The 20,028-nt window shown below is 56.8% G+C and carries 18 protein-coding genes, 1 tRNA gene and 1 other RNA gene; 9 read left to right on the top strand and 11 right to left on the bottom strand.

Translation table 11 applies throughout. The annotated features are described in order from the left end of the window. The first annotated feature begins 108 nt into the window (after positions 1-108). Positions 109-261, top strand: coding sequence for a type I toxin-antitoxin system toxin HokA (hokA, locus tag F8562_RS22035; protein WP_004106778.1), 153 nt, complete (start codon positions 109-111; stop codon positions 259-261). Between the two features lie 303 nt (positions 262-564). Then, the gene (locus tag F8562_RS22030; RefSeq protein WP_014227198.1) at positions 565-2,184 is read left to right on the top strand and encodes an ATP-binding cassette domain-containing protein; all 1,620 of its coding nucleotides are present in this window, start codon (positions 565-567) and stop codon (positions 2,182-2,184) included. Between the two features lie 98 nt (positions 2,185-2,282). On the opposite strand, the gene cspA is transcribed toward F8562_RS22030, so the two are convergent. The 3 genes from cspA to F8562_RS22015 form a co-directional block, all read right to left on the bottom strand. Then, positions 2,283-2,495: an RNA chaperone/antiterminator CspA gene (cspA, locus tag F8562_RS22025; RefSeq protein ID WP_004126446.1), complete on the bottom strand. Its 213-nt coding sequence runs from the start codon at positions 2,493-2,495 to the stop codon at positions 2,283-2,285. Between the two features lie 260 nt (positions 2,496-2,755). Further along, on the bottom strand, positions 2,756-3,049 hold the full coding sequence (locus tag F8562_RS22020; RefSeq protein ID WP_004106774.1) for an HTH-type transcriptional regulator: 294 nt from the start codon (positions 3,047-3,049) through the stop codon (positions 2,756-2,758). Between the two features lie 236 nt (positions 3,050-3,285). Beyond that, positions 3,286-4,644 (bottom strand): MFS transporter, encoded by a 1,359-nt coding sequence (locus tag F8562_RS22015; RefSeq protein WP_014227197.1) that lies wholly within the window; start codon positions 4,642-4,644, stop codon positions 3,286-3,288. 441 nt (positions 4,645-5,085) lie between these two features. Between F8562_RS22015 and F8562_RS22010 the strand changes: the two genes are divergently transcribed. Continuing rightward, positions 5,086-5,796 (top strand): DUF3053 domain-containing protein, encoded by a 711-nt coding sequence (locus F8562_RS22010; RefSeq protein ID WP_004126443.1) that lies wholly within the window; start codon positions 5,086-5,088, stop codon positions 5,794-5,796. A gap of 57 nt (positions 5,797-5,853) precedes the next feature. Here F8562_RS22010 and ghrB read toward each other — a convergent pair whose 3' ends face one another. The 6 genes from ghrB to F8562_RS21980 all read right to left on the bottom strand — a co-directional run bounded on the left by ghrB (position 5,854) and on the right by F8562_RS21980 (position 11,804). Next, positions 5,854-6,825: a glyoxylate/hydroxypyruvate reductase GhrB gene (gene ghrB / locus F8562_RS22005; RefSeq protein ID WP_009652700.1), complete on the bottom strand. Its 972-nt coding sequence runs from the start codon at positions 6,823-6,825 to the stop codon at positions 5,854-5,856. 24 nt (positions 6,826-6,849) lie between these two features. Beyond that, the gene (locus F8562_RS22000; protein ID WP_004855346.1) at positions 6,850-8,130 is read right to left on the bottom strand and encodes an MFS transporter; all 1,281 of its coding nucleotides are present in this window, start codon (positions 8,128-8,130) and stop codon (positions 6,850-6,852) included. 101 nt (positions 8,131-8,231) lie between these two features. Continuing rightward, the gene (locus F8562_RS21995; protein WP_004855344.1) at positions 8,232-9,170 is read right to left on the bottom strand and encodes a sugar kinase; all 939 of its coding nucleotides are present in this window, start codon (positions 9,168-9,170) and stop codon (positions 8,232-8,234) included. 3 nt (positions 9,171-9,173) lie between these two features. Beyond that, positions 9,174-9,923: a sugar phosphate isomerase/epimerase family protein gene (locus F8562_RS21990; protein ID WP_004855342.1), complete on the bottom strand. Its 750-nt coding sequence runs from the start codon at positions 9,921-9,923 to the stop codon at positions 9,174-9,176. Positions 9,924-10,031: 108 nt separating this feature from the next. Beyond that, positions 10,032-11,048 carry a LacI family DNA-binding transcriptional regulator gene (locus tag F8562_RS21985; RefSeq protein ID WP_004855337.1) on the bottom strand — a complete coding sequence of 339 codons (1,017 nt, stop codon included), beginning with the start codon at positions 11,046-11,048 and terminating at the stop codon, positions 10,032-10,034. 93 nt (positions 11,049-11,141) lie between these two features. Then, positions 11,142-11,804 (bottom strand): OmpA family lipoprotein, encoded by a 663-nt coding sequence (locus F8562_RS21980; protein WP_004855336.1) that lies wholly within the window; start codon positions 11,802-11,804, stop codon positions 11,142-11,144. Positions 11,805-11,971: 167 nt separating this feature from the next. On the opposite strand from F8562_RS21980, the gene F8562_RS21975 reads away from it, so the two are divergent. Continuing rightward, positions 11,972-14,302 carry a molybdopterin guanine dinucleotide-containing S/N-oxide reductase gene (locus tag F8562_RS21975; protein ID WP_014227194.1) on the top strand — a complete coding sequence of 777 codons (2,331 nt, stop codon included), beginning with the start codon at positions 11,972-11,974 and terminating at the stop codon, positions 14,300-14,302. Here F8562_RS21975 and F8562_RS21970 read toward each other — a convergent pair. Both F8562_RS21970 and tag read right to left on the bottom strand, forming a co-directional pair. After that, positions 14,265-14,711, bottom strand: a complete 447-nt coding sequence (locus F8562_RS21970) for an N-acetyltransferase (RefSeq protein ID WP_004137819.1) — start codon at positions 14,709-14,711, stop codon at positions 14,265-14,267. The two genes, F8562_RS21975 and F8562_RS21970, sit on opposite strands and share 38 nt — an antisense overlap. Further along, positions 14,701-15,270 (bottom strand): DNA-3-methyladenine glycosylase I, encoded by a 570-nt coding sequence (tag, locus tag F8562_RS21965; RefSeq protein WP_014227193.1) that lies wholly within the window; start codon positions 15,268-15,270, stop codon positions 14,701-14,703. The genes F8562_RS21970 and tag overlap by 11 nt, the downstream gene beginning before the upstream one ends. A gap of 161 nt (positions 15,271-15,431) precedes the next feature. On the opposite strand from tag, the gene F8562_RS21960 reads away from it, so the two are divergent. From F8562_RS21960 to F8562_RS21940, 5 genes are all read left to right on the top strand, one after another. Then, positions 15,432-16,076: a lipase gene (locus F8562_RS21960; protein WP_014227192.1), complete on the top strand. Its 645-nt coding sequence runs from the start codon at positions 15,432-15,434 to the stop codon at positions 16,074-16,076. A gap of 342 nt (positions 16,077-16,418) precedes the next feature. Further along, on the top strand, positions 16,419-17,621 hold the full coding sequence (locus F8562_RS21955) for an MFS transporter (protein ID WP_014227191.1): 1,203 nt from the start codon (positions 16,419-16,421) through the stop codon (positions 17,619-17,621). 241 nt (positions 17,622-17,862) lie between these two features. After that, a complete protein-coding gene (eptB, locus tag F8562_RS21950; RefSeq protein WP_014227190.1) occupies positions 17,863-19,551 on the top strand; it encodes a kdo(2)-lipid A phosphoethanolamine 7''-transferase in 1,689 nt (562 codons plus the stop codon). Positions 19,552-19,640: 89 nt separating this feature from the next. Further along, a tRNA-Pro gene (locus F8562_RS21945) sits at positions 19,641-19,717 on the top strand. 34 nt (positions 19,718-19,751) lie between these two features. Then, a non-coding RNA gene (locus F8562_RS21940) (RtT sRNA) lies at positions 19,752-19,883 on the top strand. Positions 19,884-20,028: the final 145 nt, after the last annotated feature.

Here is a 20,028-nt window from a genome sequence, read left to right as displayed (position 1 = left end):
AAACAGAGAAAAGCCCCACCTGATGATAAATCAAAGTGAGGCTCCCCTATGCATGAACACCATAAGAGTAGCCTCTTACCTGTTGAAAATCAACACGGGAGGCGAGGAATGCCGCAAAAGTATCTGTTGTTTAGCTTAATAGTGATTTGCTTCACTATTTTATTATTTACCTGGATGGTGCGTGATTCGCTGTGTGAATTACAGCTCAGGCAGGGGAATATTGAGCTGGTGGCGTTCTTAGCCTGTGGGATTAAAACGTAAGAGACGGTGGCGGAGAGCGATCTCCGCCATTCTTACGGCGTTAAGCATTCTTATAGCACCCTGTTTTTTTCATGAAATCATTTATTTCGCCTCCTGAAACCAGGAGGCTTTTTTTCCGGATTCACGGCCTGTCGAAAAAACAGGCTTGAAATGTATACCGGGGTATGGCTATCCTATGGCCCGACGAATCCCTCGTCTCACCGGAGAGCACGCGCCAAATGAACAAACACGACTGATGAATTTCACGCCTTGCTTCGCGCTATTTGCGAGCAGGGGAGGTATTGATTTCATTCAGGAGTGCTTATGGCTCATTGTGCCCGGTCCCCCTCTTTTCTTTTGCATCAGGTCACCTGTCAGTTAGCGACGGGAGATACGCTTTTTGGTCCGCTGAATTTATCGCTGGAAGGCACCCTCTGCGGGCTTGTCGGGCGCAATGGCGTCGGTAAAACCCGATTATTGCGTTTGCTGGCGGGCCTGGACTCGCCGTCGAGCGGCCATATCGAACGTGTGGCTTCGGTGAGCTACGTTGCTCAGCAGCATGTCATGTTTCCTGATACGACGCTGGCGGAATGGCTTGGTGTCGAATTCGTTTTTTCTGCTCTGGCTCGTCTTGAACGGGGCGAAGGGCGAGCCGACGATCTTGAACGACTTGATGGCTTTTGGGATCTCCCGGAGCGCCTGAATGCAGGATTCCAGGCCGCTGGCTTAGGAGAATTTTCCCCCGGACGGCTCGCCTCTTCGCTGAGCGGCGGGGAAAGAGTGAAGGCGCAGCTGTGCGGAGCGTTCCTGTCCGACGCGGATTTCCTCCTGCTTGACGAACCCACCAACCATCTCGACCGACAAGGCCGCGCGTGGCTATATCAGCAGCTTGAGCAATGGCGCGGAGGGGCGTTGATCGCCAGCCACGATCGGGAGCTACTGACCCAAATGCCGCGCATCCTCGAGCTGGCATCTGCGGCTTTGCGCAGCTACGGCGGAAATTATGCGGATTATCAGCAGCAGCGTGAGCTGGAGCAGCAGGCGGCTCGCGCCGCGCTGGAGCATGCGGTTACTGAACGGCGACGAACCCGGGCGCGGATGCAAAAAGAGCACGATGCCTGCCGGCGCCGCTCGGCGCAGACGTTGCGCACTATCGACACGCTCAATATCGCTTCATTTGAGCGTGTTGCCTGGAAAGGGGCGGCAAAAGAGCGTCCCGGCACCCTTAAGCGCCAGCATCGTGAACAAAGCAGCATCCTCAACGATGCGATAGAGCAGGCGCGTGAGCGGGTAGAGGAAGACAACCCGGTGATGTTTACTCTGCCCGGTAGCCAGGTCGCTGCGGGAAAGCAGGTGCTGGAGCTGGACGCGCTGCGGCTGACCCATTCACCGATGGCAGCGCTGGACTGGCGTATAGATGGGCCGATGCGCGTGGCGCTGCGTGGCCCCAACGGCTGCGGTAAAACAACGTTGCTTAAAACGCTGCTGGGCCTGCAGCCGCCGCTCTCAGGAAGCTGCCGCTTATCGGTCAACGCGGCGTATCTGGATCAGCATCTGAGCCAGCTGGACCTGTCATTGTCCATCATGGCGCACCTGAATCTCGGTGATACGCCCTTAGAAGAAGGTGTGCTGCGCAGCCAGCTGGCGCAGCTACAGCTGGGGGCGGACAAAGTCCATCTACCGCTATCGGTTCTGAGCGGAGGCGAAAGATTAAAAGCGGCGCTGGCCTGCGTGCTCTGGCGACGGGAGGCTACGCAGCTGCTGCTGTTGGATGAGCCCACTAACCATCTTGACCTGGCGTCCACTCTGGCGATTGAAAAAGCGCTGGCACAGTTTCCCGGCGCGATGCTGGTGGTGTCGCATGATGAAGCCTTTTTACGGGCGCTGAAGCTGACCCATTGCCTGGCATGGCGGGAAGAGGGCTGGAGCGTTGAGAGGCTATAAATGCAAAAAACCGCCATCGATGGATGGCGGTGACTTAAGGCGCAAATAAAAAATCCCCGCCGTTTGGCAGGGACTTAATAATTTTGAGCTTTTTAAGCTTACAGGCTGGTTACGTTGCCAGCTGCCGGGCCTTTAGCGCCGCTTTCGATGGTGAAGGAAACTTTCTGACCTTCGTCCAGAGATTTGTAGCCTTCGTTCTGGATAGCAGAGAAGTGTACGAACACGTCTTTAGAACCATCGTCAGGAGTGATGAAGCCAAAGCCTTTGTCAGCGTTGAACCATTTTACGATACCAGTCATTTTACCGGACATAGTGAATTACCTTTAAAAAAATAAATGAGCCTTGCGGCGTTACGGTCTGGACTACAGATTTAAAGCGATAAAGGGAAAGTTCACTACCGGGGTATCAACGGATAACCTTTGAAGGACTGCTCTATTCGAATGCTCTGTGGTCTTTACTTCAAACCTGCGAGCATTAACGCATGTTCACGTTGTGATAGCAAACTTTTTTTTCGTTGGCATGAAAACGGTCCTTTGGCAGGACCGCTAGCCGAAACCCATAAACGCTAAAATTATGAATCAATAAGCTGTCTTGAAAGCTGCGGATTCGCCTGGATCAGGCGCATCAGCTTAAGCTCTGTGGGAGAAGGCCTTACGCGTCTCGATTCCCACTCTTGTACCATTGCTACGCTGACGCCCATGGCGTTGGCAAAATCATCTATTTTCAGCCCGGTACCTTTGCGTAGCTGGTCAAATTCAATGCATGCGGCGGGCTTACGCGTCAGCGAGGCCGCCTGAGCCTGATCTTTAAAAATAATTTGTTCAAGGTTGCTCAGCAGTTCAAATGCAGGATCTTTATATTCCATTGAGAACTCCTCTCTTTCATACGGCGGAGGGTGAATTATGTAGAGCCTCTTAAGAATAGTCGGAAAAAAAGGCCAGGAATGCTTACCCTGATAATTATTTATCACCCGAGGTTCTTTCGCGCCGCGTCGGACGATATAACATGCTGAAAAGTAATAGAGAGAGCCGATAAGCAAATTATTGTAAACAGATAAGAAGAAAAGCGGAAAAGGCCAGCGCGCGCCCGCTGGCCGGTGTATTACGCCTTTTGGAGCTTCTCCACTTCACCCTGGGCCGCCGGAGGTTGCCGTTGGCCAAGCTTATATTTGACCAGCAGCGCGGTGGCCGACAGGAAGGCCGGGATTGCCAGCAAGGAGAAAATCGTTTCGAAAGAGAGCTGGGCCTGCATCAGGAACGCGCCGCTAAAGGCGCCGAGAATGCCGCCAAAGCGACCAATCCCTAACATCCAGGCCACGCCGGTCGCGCGTCCCTGGGTGGGATAGAAACCGGCGGCCAGCGCAGGCATTGATGATTGCGCGCCGTTCATAATGCTGCCGGCGATAAATACCATTATCCCCATCAGCAGCAGGTTATGGGTCGAGAAACCAACCAGACAAACGAACATGCCGGTCAGCAGCCAGCCCACGGCCACCACTTTGTTTGGGTTGAACTTATCCATCAGCGCGCCGAGGATAAGCACGCCAATCCCGCCACCCAGCGGGAACAGCGCGGTGATAATAGAGGCCTGGCTCATCGTCGCGCCGGTTTCGCGGATGAGCAGCGGCAGCCAGCTGGTCAGCAAATAGAAGATCAGCAGGCCCATAAAGTAGGTCAGGCACAGCATGACGGTGCCGACGGCGTAGCGCGGTGAGAAAATCACGCCGATGGACGATTTCTCCTTTACCTGGCCCGCTTCGCGTAGTTCAAATTCCGCCTGCTCGGGAACAGGCGCGATGCGGCGCAGGATCGCGGCGATACGCTGGGCAGGCTGGCGTTTAACCACCATATAGCGCGCGGATTCCGGCAGAAGAAAGATCAGCACTACCGCCAGCAGCAGCGGCATCACGCCGCCAAGCACCAGCACGCTTTGCCAGCCGTAATGGGGGATCATCCAGGCGGAGAGGAAGCCGCCCAGCGAGGAGCCCATCGGAAAGCCGACGAACATCAGGTTAACCATCAGCGCCCTACGCCGCTCGGGGGCGTATTCGCTCATCAGCGTCGCGGCGTTCGGCATGGCGGCGCCCAGCCCAAGGCCGGTAAGAAAACGCAGCAGCGTCAGCTGGTTAAGGCTGGTAGCAAAGGCGGTCAGCAGGCTGAAGCCACCGAAAACCACGATGGACATAATCAGAACTTTTTTCCGCCCAACGCGGTCGGCGAGCGGTCCGGCGGTCAGCGCGCCGACCGCGAGCCCGACTAAGGCGGCGCTCATAACCGGGCCTAACGCCGATTTTTCGACGCCCCATTCCTGCACCAGGTCAGAGGCGATAAAGCCGATTATCGCGGTATCGAATCCGTCCATCGCGACGGTGATAAAACATAAGGCCAGAATCATCCACTGGTATTTCGTGAAGGGATGTTCATTGATAAAAGCCTGAATATCGATGGTTGTTTTCTTCATGCGGCATTCCTGGCAGGCAGAGCGGGGGACAGAGATAGATTATTGTTATCTCCCTCGCGGTCGTTGATGTTGTTTGTGCGATTATCGAACAAAAAGCCGTTAATCGCTCATTTAATAAAATCATCGAACGGCGGTTCAGGCAATGCAGGCGAAAAGGGAAGCGTGCGATTATCGTCCACTTTGCGACCCGTGCAGAAGAGAGAATAGATTAATAATAACAAAATCAATTTGTTAAGCGTTTCAGCCGAATACTGGATGATAGCGGTAATTGTGATGAACTTAACAGCCGACGCGACTGGCCGCTAAAACGCTAAAAAACCGGCTTTCAGGGAGGAAGATTGTCAGGAAAAGGTATCCTGCAAGGCCGACCTGGACTATCCTTGTCAGCGTCTGGCACGTGTGTGTCTGTTTGCGCTTTTTTTGGCTGAAAGGAGTAAAAAAATGGCGACAGGAAAGTCCTGCTCTCGCTGGTTTGCGGCTATTGCGGCCCTGTTAATGGTGGTTAGCCTGAGTGGGTGTTTTGATAAAGAAGGCGATCAGCGCAAAGCGTTTATCGACTTCCTGCAAAATACGGCAATGCGTAGCGGCGAACGTCTGCCGACGCTGACCGCCGATCAGAAAAAACAGTTCGGACCTTTCGTTTCCGATTACGCGGTGATTTACGGCTATTCACAGCAGGTAAGCCAGGCGATGGATGCGGGTTTGCGTCCGGTGGTTGATAGCGTGAACGCGATCCGCGTACCGCAGGATTATGTTACCCAGCGCGAGCCGCTGCGTCAGGCAAACGGCGCTTTGGGCGTACTGAGCCAGCAGCTGGAGAACGCAAAAATACAGGCGGATGCCGCCCACGGCGCGCTGAAACAGGGCGACGATCTCAAGCCGGTTTTCGACCAGGTCTATAACAAAGTCGTGACGGCGCCGGCGAATGCGCTACAGCCGTTAATTCCGGCAGCGCAGGTATTTACCCAACAGCTGGTGCAGGTGGGTGATTTTATCGCTCAGCAAGAAACCCAGGTCAGCTTCGTGGCGAACGGTATTCAGTTCCCGACTTCGCAGCAGGCCAGTCAGTACAATACGCTGATTGGGCCGCTGGCCGCCCAGCACCAGGCCTTTAATCAGGCGTGGACCGCGGCAGTTAACGCGACGCGTTAACGGCTCTGACAGCCCGGGCAAGGCTTCACCTTAGCCCGGGTTTTCTTTTTTCACTTCTCACTTCACCTGCGGATTCACGCAGTTCTTCTCAACGTTGCCGTTCAGGGCATCAATCAGATTATCCACCGCGCAGGCCGCCATGTTATAGCGGGTTTCATGCGTGGCCGAGCCAATATGCGGCACGGCGACCACGTTTGGCATATTCAGCAGCGGGGAGTCTTTCGCCAGCGGCTCTTGTTCGAAAACGTCGAGGCCGGCGGCATGAATTTCACCTTCCTGCAGTGCGGCAATCAGCGCCTTCTCATCCACCACCGGGCCGCGCCCGGCGTTAATAAAGATGGCCGAGGGCTTCATTTTGGCAAACTGCGCTTTGCCGAACAGATGATGAGTCTCATCGGTCAGCGGCAGGATCAGACAGACAAAATCCGCTTCCTCCAGCAGGGTATCGAGATCGCAGTAGCGGGCGTTAAAGCGCTCCTCTGCCTGAGGGTGCTGGCGGCGGGCGTTGTAGAGGATCGGCATACCAAAGCCCGCGTGGGCGCGCTGGGCAAGCGCCATCCCGATACGCCCCATCCCGACGATACCGAGGGTTTTATGGTGCACATCGTTGCCAAACCAGTCCGGACCGATGCTTTTGGTCCACTCGCCGGCCTTCACGCGGTTAGCCACCTCAACCACCCGACGCGCGGTGCTCAATACCAGCGCCATCACGGTATCGGCGACGGTCTCGGTCAGTACCGTCGGGGTGTGCATCAGCAGCACTTTACGCGCATTCAGCGCATCGACGTCGAAGTTGTCATAGCCGACGGAGATGGTCGAGGTCGCACGAAGCTTGGGCATTTTCTCCAGTAACGCGGTATCGACTTTTTCGCTGGAACCCAGCAGACCTACCGCTTCAGCGAACGCGTCGGCGTGCTGTGAAACGGTCTCCGGACGCAGGTTTTTCACCTGGGTGACGGTAAAGTGTTGTTCCAGACGCTGTTGCAAGTCGTCGGGAAGCGTTTTGTAGAGAATGACTGACGGCTTCATGCGGTTCTCCGTTGCGTTAAGGTTTCAGGCGTGACGTGCGCCGAGCGGAAGTTTTTGATTATTAGCAGGCTTAACAATCAAAGTAAGCCATACCGAGACGAAAAGCGCCACTCCCATGAAAATGTACGAGGCTGCGGGGCTGCCGGTGGTGCCGTTCAGGTAACCGACAAACCATGAGCCGAAGAACGAACCCAGCGCGCCCATGCTGTTAATCAGGGCCATGGCGCCTCCGGCGACGTTGCGCGGCAGCATCTCAGGAATGATGGCGAAGAACGGTCCGTAGGGGGCGTACATCGCCGCGCCGGCAATCACCAGCAGGGTATAAGAGACCCAGAAATGGTTGGCGCCAACGGCCCAGGAACCAATAAAGGCGAAGGCGGCAATCAGCAGCAGCGGCCAGACAAACAGCTTGCGGTTCTGCATTTTATCGGAGGCCCAGGAGACCACGATCATCGCGATGGTCGCCGCCAGATAGGGGACGGATGAGAGCCAGCCGACCTCGACCATGCCCATATTCTCGCCGCCGCTGCGGATAATTGACGGCAGCCACAGAACGAAACCGTAAACCCCGATGCTCCAGGCGAAATACTGCATGCACAGCAGGACAACGTTGCGCGAGCGGAAGGCTTCGCCGTAGTTGCGCACCGGTTTGATTCCCTGCTGTTCACGCTCCAGCTGCTCCTGCAACGCGGCTTTTTCGCTTTCCGCCAGCCAGTTGACCTGCGAAGGTTTGTCTTTTACCAGCACCCACCAGCAGAAGGCCCAAATCACCGCCGGAACGCCTTCGATAATAAACATTTCCCGCCAGCCGAAGGCCTGAATCAGGTAACCGGACACCACCGACATCCACAGCACCGTCACCGGGTTGCCGAGGATCAGGAAGGTATTGGCGCGAGAGCGTTCAGATTTAGTAAACCAGTTGCTGATGTAAATCAGCATCGCCGGCATGACCGCGGCCTCGACGACGCCGAGAATAAAGCGAATCGCCGCCAGCGCGGGAATATTGTGCACCATCCCGGTCAGCGAGGCGCAGGCGCCCCACAGGATCAGGCAGATAAAAATGAGTTTGCGTACGCTGCGGCGTTCGGCGTAAATCGCGCCGGGGATCTGAAAGAAGAAGTAGCCGAGGAAGAACAGCGCCCCCAGCAGGGAGGAGATACCTTTGGTGATCCCCAGATCTTCAGTAATACCGGCCGCCGAAGCGAAGCTGAAGTTAGCGCGGTCGAGATATGCCAGGCTATACGTGATAAACACGATAGGCATGATGTACCACCAGCGTTTTGTTGCATTCGTCGAACTATTCATAGGTTTGCCTCTGTGAGTGAGGTGACGCTCATCATAGAAAAGATCCGTTACGCCGCGCTGCATGTAGGGTACAGAACGGCCTGACGTTGTGCTGAATCTGCTTACTCGCCCAGCGCCTCACGCGTGGGTAAGCCTTCGCTATCGCCCTGGACCTGAATGGCCAGTGAGCCGATTTTGTTTCCGCGTTTCACCGCCTGCGGCAGCGGTTTTCCTTCCAGCAGGGCGCTAATCACCCCGACGGCAAAGCCATCGCCGGCGCCAACGGTATCGACGACGTTATCCACTTTTATCGCCGCAACGGCCCCCTGTTCGCCGTCGGCGGTTTTATACCAGGCGCCATCGGAGCCGGTTTTTATGATGACCGCGCGAACGCCGTGGCTGAGATAAAAGTCCGCAATGGCTTCCGGCGTTTGCTGGCCGGTCAGAATCATGCCTTCTTTCAACCCTGGCAGAACCCAGTCGGCCTGAAACGCAAGGCGGTTAAGCTTCTCGACCATCTCGGCTTCGCTTTTCCACAGCGTGGGCCGCAGGTTGGGGTCGAACGAAATCGTTTTTCCCTGCGCTTTCATGGTGCGCGCCGCGCGGTCCAGCAGGGCGTATGAGCTTTCCGACAGCGCGGCGGCTACGCCGCTTAAGTGCAGGTGACGGGCGCTGGCGAAGTATGATTCGTTAAAATCATCCGGCGACAGATGGCTGGCGGCAGAGCCTTTGCGAAAATATTCCACGATGGGATCGGTTCCATTTTCGACTTTAGATTTCAGCTGAAAGCCGGTAGCGTAGCGGCCATCGGTGCTCACGCCGCGGGCGTCGATCCCCTCTTTCGCCAGCGCGGTGAGGACGAAGCGGCCAAAGCTGTCCGCGCCGACGCGGCTTACCCAGCCGACGCTTAAGCCGAGGCGGGCCAGCCCGGTCGCGACGTTCAGTTCCGCGCCCGCCACGCGCTTCATAAAATGTTCTACTTCAGCCAGTTCGCCGGTTTCGGTGGCGACAAACATCGCCATGGCTTCGCCTATCGTGATGACATCTAAAGCTTTTTGCATAACTTAATCCTCGCGTAACAGGTTGACGTAGCGGCGGGTCACGGCCGTCAGGTCATGGCCAGTCAGCGGAAATTCGATCCCGCGCGGGGCATCTGCGGGCAGATTGTCGAGCAGCGCCAGCCAGCGCCCGGACGCTTCATCCGGCGGTACGGCGCGAAACTGCGAATGGTGCGGCTCAGCCGCCTTTACATGAATATAGCTGACGGCAGGCGCCAGGTGGCGCGCGGCCTCTTCCGGCGAGTCGCCAACCCACAGCCAGTTGCCCATATCAAAGGTGAGGGTGATCGGCAGCTGGTTAACCCGACAGGCGGCCTTGAAGCGCTGCATCGGCGCCAGCTGGCCGCAGTCGGTTTGATCGTTTTCCACCACCAGCGCCATGCCGCTCTCGCGCAGGATATCGCGCAGGGTGTCCAGATCGTTTTGGTGGGTAAAGCGGCCCAGCGAGAGCTTCAGCCACAATGCGTTAAGGGTTTGCGCTTCCTGCAAAAAGTCGGCGAGGCGCGGGTTGAGCGAGCCGTCTGCGGTAAACAGGGCTTCCGGCGCGGAATAGCAAACCAGCAGGCCGCGGCGCTCAATATCGGCGGCCAGTTCCGGCAGGCGGTTCAGCTCATCCGCGCTGAACAGTTCCCGGCGGATCTCTACGCCGTCGGCGCCGGAACCGGCGATAAACGGCAGGACGGCGGACTGCCCGCCCAGCGCTTTAACATGGTCATTCCCGTACGCGGCGGTAACGACAATAATCTTTCTGGCCATCCCAATACTCCCGACGATAATCTGATGCGTTGTTTATTACGCTAGATGGTATCGGTTCCAAAGCAAAGGCCAGGATGTCTAATTTATGATCGCCATCACGAAGGATCGTTAGCGGGAGGTGGAGCCTCTGACGATCAGCTCGCCGGAAAACACCCGTTCGCAGACCGGGTCGTTGCTGCCTTCAATCCGACGCACCACCTGCTCGACGGCGGCGAAGCCAATCTGCCAGGTCGGCTGTTTGAGCGTGGTGATCCCCACGCCCGCCAGCTCGGCCCACTCCAGTTCATCGAAGCCCAGCAGGCCGATATCGCTGCCCCAAATCAGGCCAACGCGTTTAAGGGAGCGTGCCACTTGCAGGGTCAGCGCGCCGTTGGCGGAAATCACCGCCTTGCGCATGCCGCGATGGTGGGAGTGGAAGTGACGCAGGACGTTATCCAGCATCGCGCCATCGTTCAACGGTACTTCGGCGTTTTCCGCGACAATACCGGTATGGCGCAGGAGGGTCTGGCGAAACGCGCTCAGGCGCTCGCGGCGGGTATTGACCGAGCCGAGGGGTTCGCTAAGGAACAGCAGGGCTTCGAAGCCCTTTTCCACCAGGTGTTCGGTGGCGGTGGTGGCGGCCTGGGTATTATCGAGGCCGACGACATCGCAGGCGAATTCCGGAATTTTGCGGTCGATAAGCACCATCGGCAGCGCCGACTGCTGCAGGCGGTTGAGGCCGTCCTCGCGCATCCCGACCGCGTTGACCACGATCCCCTCCACCTGATAGCTGCGCAGCAGGTCGAGATAGTGCAGCTCCTGGTCCAGCTCATTGTTGGTATTACATACCAGCAGGGTAAATCCTTTTTCGCGACAGGCGGCTTCAATGCCGCTGAGCACGTTGACGGAGTAGGGGTTGGTGATATCGGCGATGATCAGGCCGATCAGCCGGGTGCGGCCATGCTTCAGGCCGCGGGCCATCAGGCTGGGACGATAGTCGAGCTCGGCAATGGCTTTTTCAATGCGCCCCAGCAGATCGTCGGAAAGCAGATGCTTCTCGCCGTTCAGATAGCGTGAAATGCTGGTTTTGCCGGTCTTTGCGGCTTTCGCCACATCGCTAATGGTTGCTCGCGCCGCTTTCGCCATGGTGGCTTCCTTTGCTGAAATCTGCACACACCTTAGCGCGAAAATTCGCTATATCAAGCATTTTGCCCGGCGAGTCGCCGGGCAAAGAGGGCATTACTGCAGCGGGCTGAGGGTAATTTCAACGCGGCGGTTCTGCGCTTTGCCTTCCGCCGTGCTGTTGCTGGCGATCGGGTTCGCCGGGCCCATACCGGTTGTGCGGATGCGATTAGCCGCCACGCCCTGGGTAATAAGCGCGCTGGCGACGCTCTCCGCGCGCTGCTGAGAGAGGCGCATGTTCAGATCCTGGCTGCCGGTGCTGTCGGTATAACCCACTACGTTAACGGCGGTTTTCTCATACTCTTTCAGCACCATCGCCACGCCGGTGAGGGTATTGGCGCCCGCGGGTTTCAGGTTGGCGCTGCTGCTGTCGAAGGTCACATTGTTCGGCATGTTCAGCACGATATTGTCGCCGTTTCGCGTCACGCTTACGCCGGTTCCCTGCATTTTCTCGCGCAGCTTCGCTTCCTGCACGTCCATATAGTAACCGATGCCGCCGCCCAGCGCCGCGCCGGCCGCTGCGCCGATCAGCGCGCCTTTGCCGCGGTCATGTTTGGAAGAGGAGAGCGCCCCAACGCCTGCGCCGACTAACGAACCAATGCCCGCGCCGATCCCGGATTTACCCGCTTCGCGCTCCCCGGTATAGGGATTGGTGGTACAGCCAGAAATGGCCAGTGCGCCGCTAACGACAGCCGCAATCATGAGTACGCGTTTTTTCATCTTATTTCCTTAATCCTTTTTATTCTTTGCCACAGCGACCGTGACGGTTGATTATGACGCCCGAAACCGGAGAAAATTCCGCAGAGAGCATCTCAATTTGTAAATAACATTGAACGGCTGAATAACGTGCCGTCACCACACCTGCTATCGCTGACCAGGAGCCCGCATTGCCAACCTCATCTGCTACCAAAACTATCCTGACCGCAGCCCATTGGGGGCCAATGCTGGTCGAAACCGATGGCGAGAACGTCATCTCTTCGCGCGGGGCGCTTGATACCCCTTTCCCCAACTCGCTGCAAACCGCAGTGCGCGATCAGGTGCATAGCAAAACCCGCGTACGTTATCCGATGGTGCGTAAGGGATTTCTCGCCTCGCCAGAAAGCCCACAAGGCGTGCGCGGGCAGGATGAGTTTGTGCGGGTGAGCTGGGAGCAGGCGCTGGATCTGATTCACGCCCAGCACCGGCGCATTCGCGAAAGCTACGGCCCGGCGTCGATTTTTGCGGGCTCCTACGGCTGGCGCTCAAATGGCGTGCTGCACAAAGCGGCGACGCTGCTCCAGCGCTATATGAGCCTGGCGGGCGGCTATACCGGGCATCTGGGCGATTATTCCACCGGCGCGGCCCAGGCGATCATGCCATACGTGGTTGGCGGTAATGAGGTTTATCAGCAGCAGACCAGCTGGCCAATGGTGTTGGAACATAGCGATGTCGTGGTGCTGTGGAGCGCTAACCCATTAAATACGCTAAAAATTGCCTGGAACGCTTCCGATGAGCAGGGCATCCCGTGGTTCGATCGTCTGCGTCAGAGCGGGAAGCGGGTGATCTGCATCGATCCCATGCGATCGGAAACGGCGGAATTCTTTGGCGACGCGGCGGAGTGGATCGCCCCGCATATGGGCACCGACGTGGCGCTGATGCTCGGTATCGCCCATACGCTGGTGGAAAACGGCTGGCAGGATGACGCGTTTTTGGCCCACTGCACCAGCGGCTATGACGTTTTCGCCCGCTATCTGACCGGGGAGAGCGACGGAACGGCAAAAACGGCGGAATGGGCGGCGGCGATCTGCGGCATTAGCGCGGAGAAAATTCGCGAACTGGCACAACTTTTCCACGAAAACACCACCATGTTGATGTCCGGCTGGGGAATGCAGCGCCAGCAGTTTGGCGAACAAAAACACTGGATGCTGGTGACCCTTGCCGCCATGCTCGGCCAGATAGGCACCCAGGGCGGGGGCTTTGGCCTTTCCTATCACTTTGCCAACGGCGGCAACCCTACGCGCCGCGCGGCGGTGCTGGCCTCAATGCAGGGCAGCGTGGCGGGCGGGACCGATGCAGTGGAAAAAATCCCGGTCGCGCGTATCGTTGAAGCGCTGGAAAACCCCGGAGCGTCTTATCAACATAACGGTATGGAACGCCGTTTCCCGGATATCCGCTTTATCTGGTGGGCGGGCGGCGCCAACTTTACCCACCATCAGGATACCAACCGACTGATCCGCGCCTGGCAAAAACCGGAGCTTATCGTCATTTCCGAATGCTTCTGGACCGCCGCGGCGCGCCATGCCGATATCGTGCTGCCCGCGACGACCTCATTTGAACGCAACGATATGACCATGACCGGCGACTACAGCAACCAGCATCTGGTGCCGATGAAGCGGGTGGTCGCGCCGCGCGATGAAGCGCGCGATGATTTCGAGGTCTTCGCCGACCTCAGCGAGCGCTGGGAAGCGGGCGGGCGGGAGCGCTTCACCGAGGGTAAAAACGATCTGCAGTGGCTGGAGACGTTTTACCAGATTGCCGCCCAGCGCGGGGCGGCGCAGCAGGTTACGCTGCCGCCGTTCGCCCGGTTCTGGCAGGATAATCAGCTGATTGAAATGCCGGAGAACCCTGAAAACGCGCGCTTCGCCCGCTTTGCCGCCTTCAGGGCCGATCCGCAGGCGAATCCGCTGAAAACCGCCAGCGGTAAAATTGAGATACACTCGCCGACCATCGCCGGGTTTGCTTATCCGGATTGCCCGCCGCACCCGATGTGGCTGGAGCCGGACGAATGGCACGGCAATGCGCAGGAAGGCCAGCTCCAGGTGCTGTCAGCGCATCCGGCGCACCGCCTCCACAGCCAGCTCAACCATACGCCGCTGCGCGAACAGTACGCGGTGGCGGGCCGTGAACCGTTAACCCTTCATCCGCGCGATGCGCAGGCGCGCAATATCGCCGATGGCGATCTGGTGCGGGTATGGAATTCACGCGGCCAGGTACTGGCCGGCGCGGTAGTGACCGACGGCATTCGTCCCGGGGTTATCTGCTTGCACGAAGGAGCATGGCCCGATCTCGACCCTCAGGTGGGGATCTGCAAAAACGGTGCGGTGAACGTGCTGACCAAAGATATTCCGACATCGCGGCTGGGTAACGGCTGCGCCGGAAATACGGCGCTGGCCTGGCTGGAAAAGTATACCGGGCCCGAGCTTACGCTGACGGCATTTGATCCGCCGACCAATGCATAATCCAGGTCGGATGCTGGGTTTCATCCTGCCATGCGCAGTCTTCAATGCGGAAGCCCTGCGCATGGTAGAAATTCACCGCCTGAACGTTTTTCTGGTATACCTCAAGGGTTAGCCAACCGTAGTGTTTTTTGACTTCGCCGATCAGCGCGCTGCCGATACCCTGCCTGGCGGCATCCGGCGCGACGAACAGCGCGCCGATGAAGCGTGACTCCATCACGCTGATAAAACCCTTCAGCACGCCGTCCTGCTCCCATACCCAGGTTTGCGCGGAGGGCAGGTAAACGTCGCGCACTATCGCCAGGCTGTCATGCCAGTAGCTTTCGGCGATAAACGGATGCGCGTGGATCGTACTCTCAAGCCACAGCTCGAGCAGCGGGCCGGTTTCGTTAGCGTCCCAGTTACGAATCATCCTGGCCTCCTGAGCGACAGAAACAGTCGATGACGTGGTCGTTGACCAGACCGCAGGCCTGCATAAAGGAGTAGCAGATAGTGGAGCCGACAAACTTAAAGCCCCGTTTTTTCAGCGCTTTCGACAATGCGTCAGAAGCCGGGGTGGTTGTCGGGATCTCCGCCAGCGTGGCGGCGGCCGTCACCTGGGGGTGATTATCGACGAATGACCAGACGAAATCTGCGAAAGGTTCGCCATTTTTTTCCATCGCCAGGAAGGCGCGGGCGTTGCCGATGATGGCCTGAATTTTACCGCGATGGCGAATAATACCGGCGTCGAGAACCAGACGTTCAATGTCTTCTTCGTCCATTGCCGCGACGCGAACCGGATCAAACTGGTGAAAAGCGCGGCGGTAGTTTTCACGCTTTTTCAGCACGGTGATCCACGACAGTCCGGCCTGCTGGCCTTCGAGACAAATCATCTCAAACAGCTTGCGGGGATTCTTTTGAGCAACGCCCCACTCCTTATCGTGGTACTCAATGTATAAAGGATCCTGACTGACCCATCCGCAACGTTGCATCTGTCTCTCCCTTTTGTGATAAAAACTCAGTCGTTCAACTTGACGGCTGAAAGATAAAGATAATAGTTAATACAGGGTTATTATTCCCCAAGCAGGGATAGGACACCCATAAAAAAAAACACAGCAACCTTGCCGTTTCGGCTCTTTTTGGAGTCGCATTAATGATAATAAAGAAATGCAATGGCCTCCGGGTATTCCTGGTCCCGGCGTGCGTATCCGTCTGGGCGTCGTGTGTTGCCGGGGCGAATGCCTGGCAACAGGAATATATCGCTATCGATACAAAAAGTAATACTGCGGAACGCTATACATGGGACAGCGATCACCAACCGCGCTATGAAGATATTCTCGCGGAGCGGATAAATGCGTCCGACGATCCTTCCGGACTGGCGTTTAATCAGGCGGTCTCTCCGGTGGATAGCGCACGCGGTATGAGCGTCGGCTGGAATTTCTCTCTGACCGAGGGGATGACGTCCGGCCCGGTCGCCAGTTTACATTCCGATCTGACGTCGCCGCCGCTTACCCGCAATGCGGCCGGAACCGGCTACGTGAATACGCTGGGCTGGCGGGTCGATTATCAGAAGCTATGGGGCGTACATCCGTGGGCTCAGGTGAGCTATAACCAGGAGTTGACGACGGATTTCGGCGGGGCGAACCGCGCGCAGGACGGTGCCTGGCGTGACGTGACGCTGGGCGCAGATATGTCGCTCAACTCTCATCTTGCCGCCTGGGCGGCGCTATCCCAGGCGGACAATTTACCCACCGGGGCAAACTATCTTTATTTAATGGGCGTGAGCGCCAATTTTTAATTTATTGCGGATACGCTGGCGGCGCTTGTGATTCGGCTCATCCCTGAGCCTCACCCGGATGGGGCTGCGGCATGCCGCCATTTGCCACTCGAGTTATTCAGGCTAAATATGTAGCATAGTTGATACGTTTAATTTACTTTATCATTACAGTAATGACGCATATTCCAGCGGTAGCGGTCACTAACTTTTCGATAAATCGTTAAGGCGTGAATGTTTTGCAATGCCATTCATTCCGCCTTTAATGCATTTCATTCCGCGGTAGCGGCAGCTCATGCCTTTTTTCCCCAGACTTACAGGGGACTTCGTTATGGTGGCGGCAGTTAATTATTCAGGACAACTGCTATGAACGCTGCAAACCGTCAATACACCCGCTGGCTTACGCTGCTCGGCACTATCATTACGCAATTTGCGCTGGGATCGGTTTATACATGGAGTTTGTTCAATAGTTCGCTTTCCGCCAAGCTGGACGAACCGGTAAGCCAGGTGGCGTTTTCATTCGGCCTGTTAAGCCTCGGCCTGGCGCTCTCTTCATCCGTGGCAGGTAAATTACAGGAACGTTTCGGCGTTAAACGCGTCACCATGGCTTCCGGCGTCCTGCTGGGCCTCGGATTCTTCCTTACCGCGCATTCAAACAGCCTGATGATGCTGTGGCTGAGCGCGGGTCTGCTGGTTGGGCTGGCCGACGGTGCTGGCTATTTGCTGACGCTGTCGAACTGCGTCAAATGGTTCCCGGAACGTAAGGGACTGATTTCGGCTTTTTCCATCGGTGCTTACGGGCTTGGCAGCCTGGGTTTTAAATTTATTGACTCCCATCTGCTGGCGACGGTCGGCCTGGAAAAAACCTTTATTATCTGGGGCGCTATCGTGCTGGTGATGATCGTTTTTGGCGCGACGCTGATGACAGACGCGCCGAACCACACCGCTACCGCCAACAACGGCGTCGTCGAAAATGACTTCACCCTCGCCGAATCGATGCGTAAACCTCAGTACTGGATGCTGGCGGTGATGTTCCTGACCGCCTGCATGAGCGGCCTGTACGTGATTGGCGTGGCGAAAGATATCGCCCAGGGGATGGTGCATCTCGATGTTGCGACGGCCGCCAACGCGGTGACGGTGATCTCTATCGCTAACCTGAGCGGGCGCCTGGTTCTGGGCATTCTGTCCGATAAAATGTCCCGCATCCGGGTGATTACCATCGGACAGGTTGTCTCGCTTATCGGTATGGCGGCGCTGCTGTTCGCTCCGCTGAACGCCATGACGTTCTTCGCCGCTATCGCCTGCGTGGCCTTTAACTTCGGCGGTACGATTACCGTCTTCCCGTCGCTGGTCAGCGAGTTCTTTGGCCTCAATAACCTGGCGAAAAACTACGGCGTGATTTATCTCGGCTTTGGTATCGGCAGCATCTGCGGTTCGCTGATTGCTTCCCTGTTCGGCGGTTTCTACGTGACCTTCTGCGTCATCTTTGCGCTGCTGATTCTCTCTCTGGCGCTTTCGACAACGATTCGTCAGCCGAAAAGTGAAATTTACCACCAGGCTCACGCCTGAAACCGGGTGTTATCCCGGCCCCGATGATTAATTACCTAAGCTAATAGTGCCAATCCAACCAAATGTTTTGTAAATGTTTGGTTGGATCACATTCCCTCCTGATACTTTTTCCTTCCGCTGTGGTCTACTTATCGCGCTTTGTAGAGGTTTCTTATAACCAAGCTAAACGCACTTTATTAACCTGCTTACTTATATCGCTTAAGTCGGGCGGTTTTATCTCTTCGTTTTCCAGGTTTTTTGCATGAAATACATTAAAACGATGACGCAGCTGAAGCTCAGTATCTGGCTGGCGCTGTACATCGGCTGGTTTATGAACGCTGCCGTATTCTTCCGCCGCTTCGAGGGGTACGCTCAGGAGTTTACCATCTGGAAAGGACTCTCAGGTGCAGTTGAGCTGATAGGGACCTTTCTGGTCACCTTCTTTCTGCTGCGTATTTTGTCGCTGTTTGGCCGCCGGGTCTGGCGTATTCTCGCGACCATCGTCGTACTCTTCTCCGCCGCCGCCAGCTATTACATGACCTTCCTGAACGTGGTGATCGGCTACGGGATTATTGCCTCGGTGATGACCACTGACATCGACTTGTCCAGAGAGGTTATCGGCTGGCACCTGATTCTCTGGCTGGTGCTGATGAGCGCGCTGCCGCTGGTGCTTATCTGGAGCAACCGCTGTCGCTTCACCCTGCTGCGTCAAATTCGTACGCCCGGCCAGCGGATGAAGAATATTACTATCGTGCTGCTGGCTGGCCTGATGGTCTGGGGGCCTATTCGCTTGCTGGAGGTTCGTCAGAAGAACTTTGAGCGCAGTTCCGAAGTCGATCTGCCAAGCTATGGCGGGGTGGTGGCTAACTCCTATCTGCCGTCTAACTGGCTATCAGCGCTGGGGCTTTACGCGTGGGCGCAGGTGGACGAGTCTTCCGATAATAAATCCCTGATCAATCCGGCGAAAAAATTCACCTACGTTGAGCCGCAAGGGCTGGATGATACTTACGTGGTGTTTATCATCGGCGAAACCACCCGCTGGGACCATATGGGCATCCTGGGCTATAGCCGCAATACCACGCCTAAGCTGGCGCAGGAGAAAAACCTGGTCGCTTTCCGCGGATACTCCTGCGATACCGCTACTAAGCTGTCGCTGCGCTGTATGTTCGTTCGTCAGGGCGGGGCGGATGATAACCCGCAGCGGACGCTGAAAGAACAGAACGTCTTTGCCGTCCTGCACCAGCTCGGCTTTAGCGGCAACCTGTACGCCATGCAGAGCGAGATGTGGTTCTATAGCAACACGATGGCGAACAATATCGCCTATCGCGAGCAGATTGGCGCTGAGCCGAGTAACCGCGGCAAGAGCGTAGACGATATGCTGCTGGTGGATGAAATGAAGCGCGGTCTGGCGAAGAATCCCAATGGTAAGCACCTGATCATTCTGCATACCAAAGGATCGCACTTTAACTATACCCAGCGCTATCCGCGCAGCTTTGCGCAGTGGAAGCCGGAGTGCGTCGGCGTCGATAATAAATGCTCGAAGGCTGAGCTGATTAACTCGTACGATAACAGCGTGACCTACGTCGATCACTTTATCGTCAGCGTGCTGGATCAGCTGCGGGACAAGAAGGCGATTGTTTTCTATGCGGCCGACCACGGCGAGTCTATCAACGAGCGCGAACACCTGCACGGTACGCCGCGCAAGATGGCGCCGCCGGAGCAGTTCCGCGTGCCGATGCTGGTGTGGATGTCGGATAAGTATCTGGCGTCGCCCGACCACGCAGCTTCTTTTGCGCACCTGAAGCAGCAGGCGGCCATGAAGGTGCCGCGTCGTCACGTAGAGCTGTATGACACTATTATGGGCTGCCTTGGCTATACTTCGCCGGACGGCGGGATTAACCAATATAACAACTGGTGCCACGTTCCTGACGCTGCGGCGAAGAAGGAGTAGCAGAGTGGCGAGTTTCTCGCCGCTTGAGCGACTTTTTCATAATAAGGCATTGACGGGTGTGTATCGCAGCAGTAAGATGCGCCCGCATTCGGTGATTGGCGCAGCCTGGTAGCGCACTTCGTTCGGGACGAAGGGGTCGGAGGTTCGAATCCTCTATCACCGACCAAATTCGAAAAGCCTGCTCAACGAGCAGGCTTTTTTGCACCTGAAGTTTGTGAGGATGAGAACCTCCGGGGGTAGAGGTTCGACTCGAGCGGAGCGAGAGAACGTTGCGTCAGCAACGGCCCGCAGGGCGAGCCACGTAGTGGCGAGTTATCCTCTATCACCGACCAAATTCGAAAAGCCTGCTCAACGAGCAGGCTTTTTTGTTTTTGTCGTCCTTACTGATATGCAGCATCGTTTCCGGGAAATCCAGCCGTACTGCACACCGCTCCCGGGGGCGGCGCAAAGCGCCTTGCCCGGGCTACGGGTTCAGCG

This window comes from Klebsiella sp. RCJ4, assembly GCF_009025755.1.
Taxonomy (GTDB): Bacteria; Pseudomonadota; Gammaproteobacteria; order Enterobacterales; family Enterobacteriaceae; genus Klebsiella; species Klebsiella michiganensis.
This window is presented reverse-complemented; position numbering and strand designations above follow the sequence as displayed.

Bases quoted from the DNA above. Each gene is read 5' to 3' on its own strand.
- hokA (WP_004106778.1), top strand. From the start codon at position 109: ATGCCGCAAAAGTATCTGTTGTTTAGCTTAATAGTGATTTGCTTCACT.
- F8562_RS22030 (WP_014227198.1), top strand. From the start codon at position 565: ATGGCTCATTGTGCCCGGTCCCCCTCTTTTCTTTTGCATCAGGTCACC.
- cspA (WP_004126446.1), bottom strand. From the start codon at position 2,495: ATGTCCGGTAAAATGACTGGTATCGTAAAATGGTTCAACGCTGACAAA.
- F8562_RS22020 (WP_004106774.1), bottom strand. From the start codon at position 3,049: ATGGAATATAAAGATCCTGCATTTGAACTGCTGAGCAACCTTGAACAA.
- F8562_RS22015 (WP_014227197.1), bottom strand. From the start codon at position 4,644: ATGAAGAAAACAACCATCGATATTCAGGCTTTTATCAATGAACATCCC.
- F8562_RS22010 (WP_004126443.1), top strand. From the start codon at position 5,086: ATGGCGACAGGAAAGTCCTGCTCTCGCTGGTTTGCGGCTATTGCGGCC.
- ghrB (WP_009652700.1), bottom strand. From the start codon at position 6,825: ATGAAGCCGTCAGTCATTCTCTACAAAACGCTTCCCGACGACTTGCAA.
- F8562_RS22000 (WP_004855346.1), bottom strand. From the start codon at position 8,130: ATGAATAGTTCGACGAATGCAACAAAACGCTGGTGGTACATCATGCCT.
- F8562_RS21995 (WP_004855344.1), bottom strand. From the start codon at position 9,170: ATGCAAAAAGCTTTAGATGTCATCACGATAGGCGAAGCCATGGCGATG.
- F8562_RS21990 (WP_004855342.1), bottom strand. From the start codon at position 9,923: ATGGCCAGAAAGATTATTGTCGTTACCGCCGCGTACGGGAATGACCAT.
- F8562_RS21985 (WP_004855337.1), bottom strand. From the start codon at position 11,048: ATGGCGAAAGCGGCGCGAGCAACCATTAGCGATGTGGCGAAAGCCGCA.
- F8562_RS21980 (WP_004855336.1), bottom strand. From the start codon at position 11,804: ATGAAAAAACGCGTACTCATGATTGCGGCTGTCGTTAGCGGCGCACTG.
- F8562_RS21970 (WP_004137819.1), bottom strand. From the start codon at position 14,711: ATGATTCGTAACTGGGACGCTAACGAAACCGGCCCGCTGCTCGAGCTG.
- tag (WP_014227193.1), bottom strand. From the start codon at position 15,270: ATGCAACGTTGCGGATGGGTCAGTCAGGATCCTTTATACATTGAGTAC.
- F8562_RS21960 (WP_014227192.1), top strand. From the start codon at position 15,432: ATGATAATAAAGAAATGCAATGGCCTCCGGGTATTCCTGGTCCCGGCG.
- F8562_RS21955 (WP_014227191.1), top strand. From the start codon at position 16,419: ATGAACGCTGCAAACCGTCAATACACCCGCTGGCTTACGCTGCTCGGC.
- eptB (WP_014227190.1), top strand. From the start codon at position 17,863: ATGAAATACATTAAAACGATGACGCAGCTGAAGCTCAGTATCTGGCTG.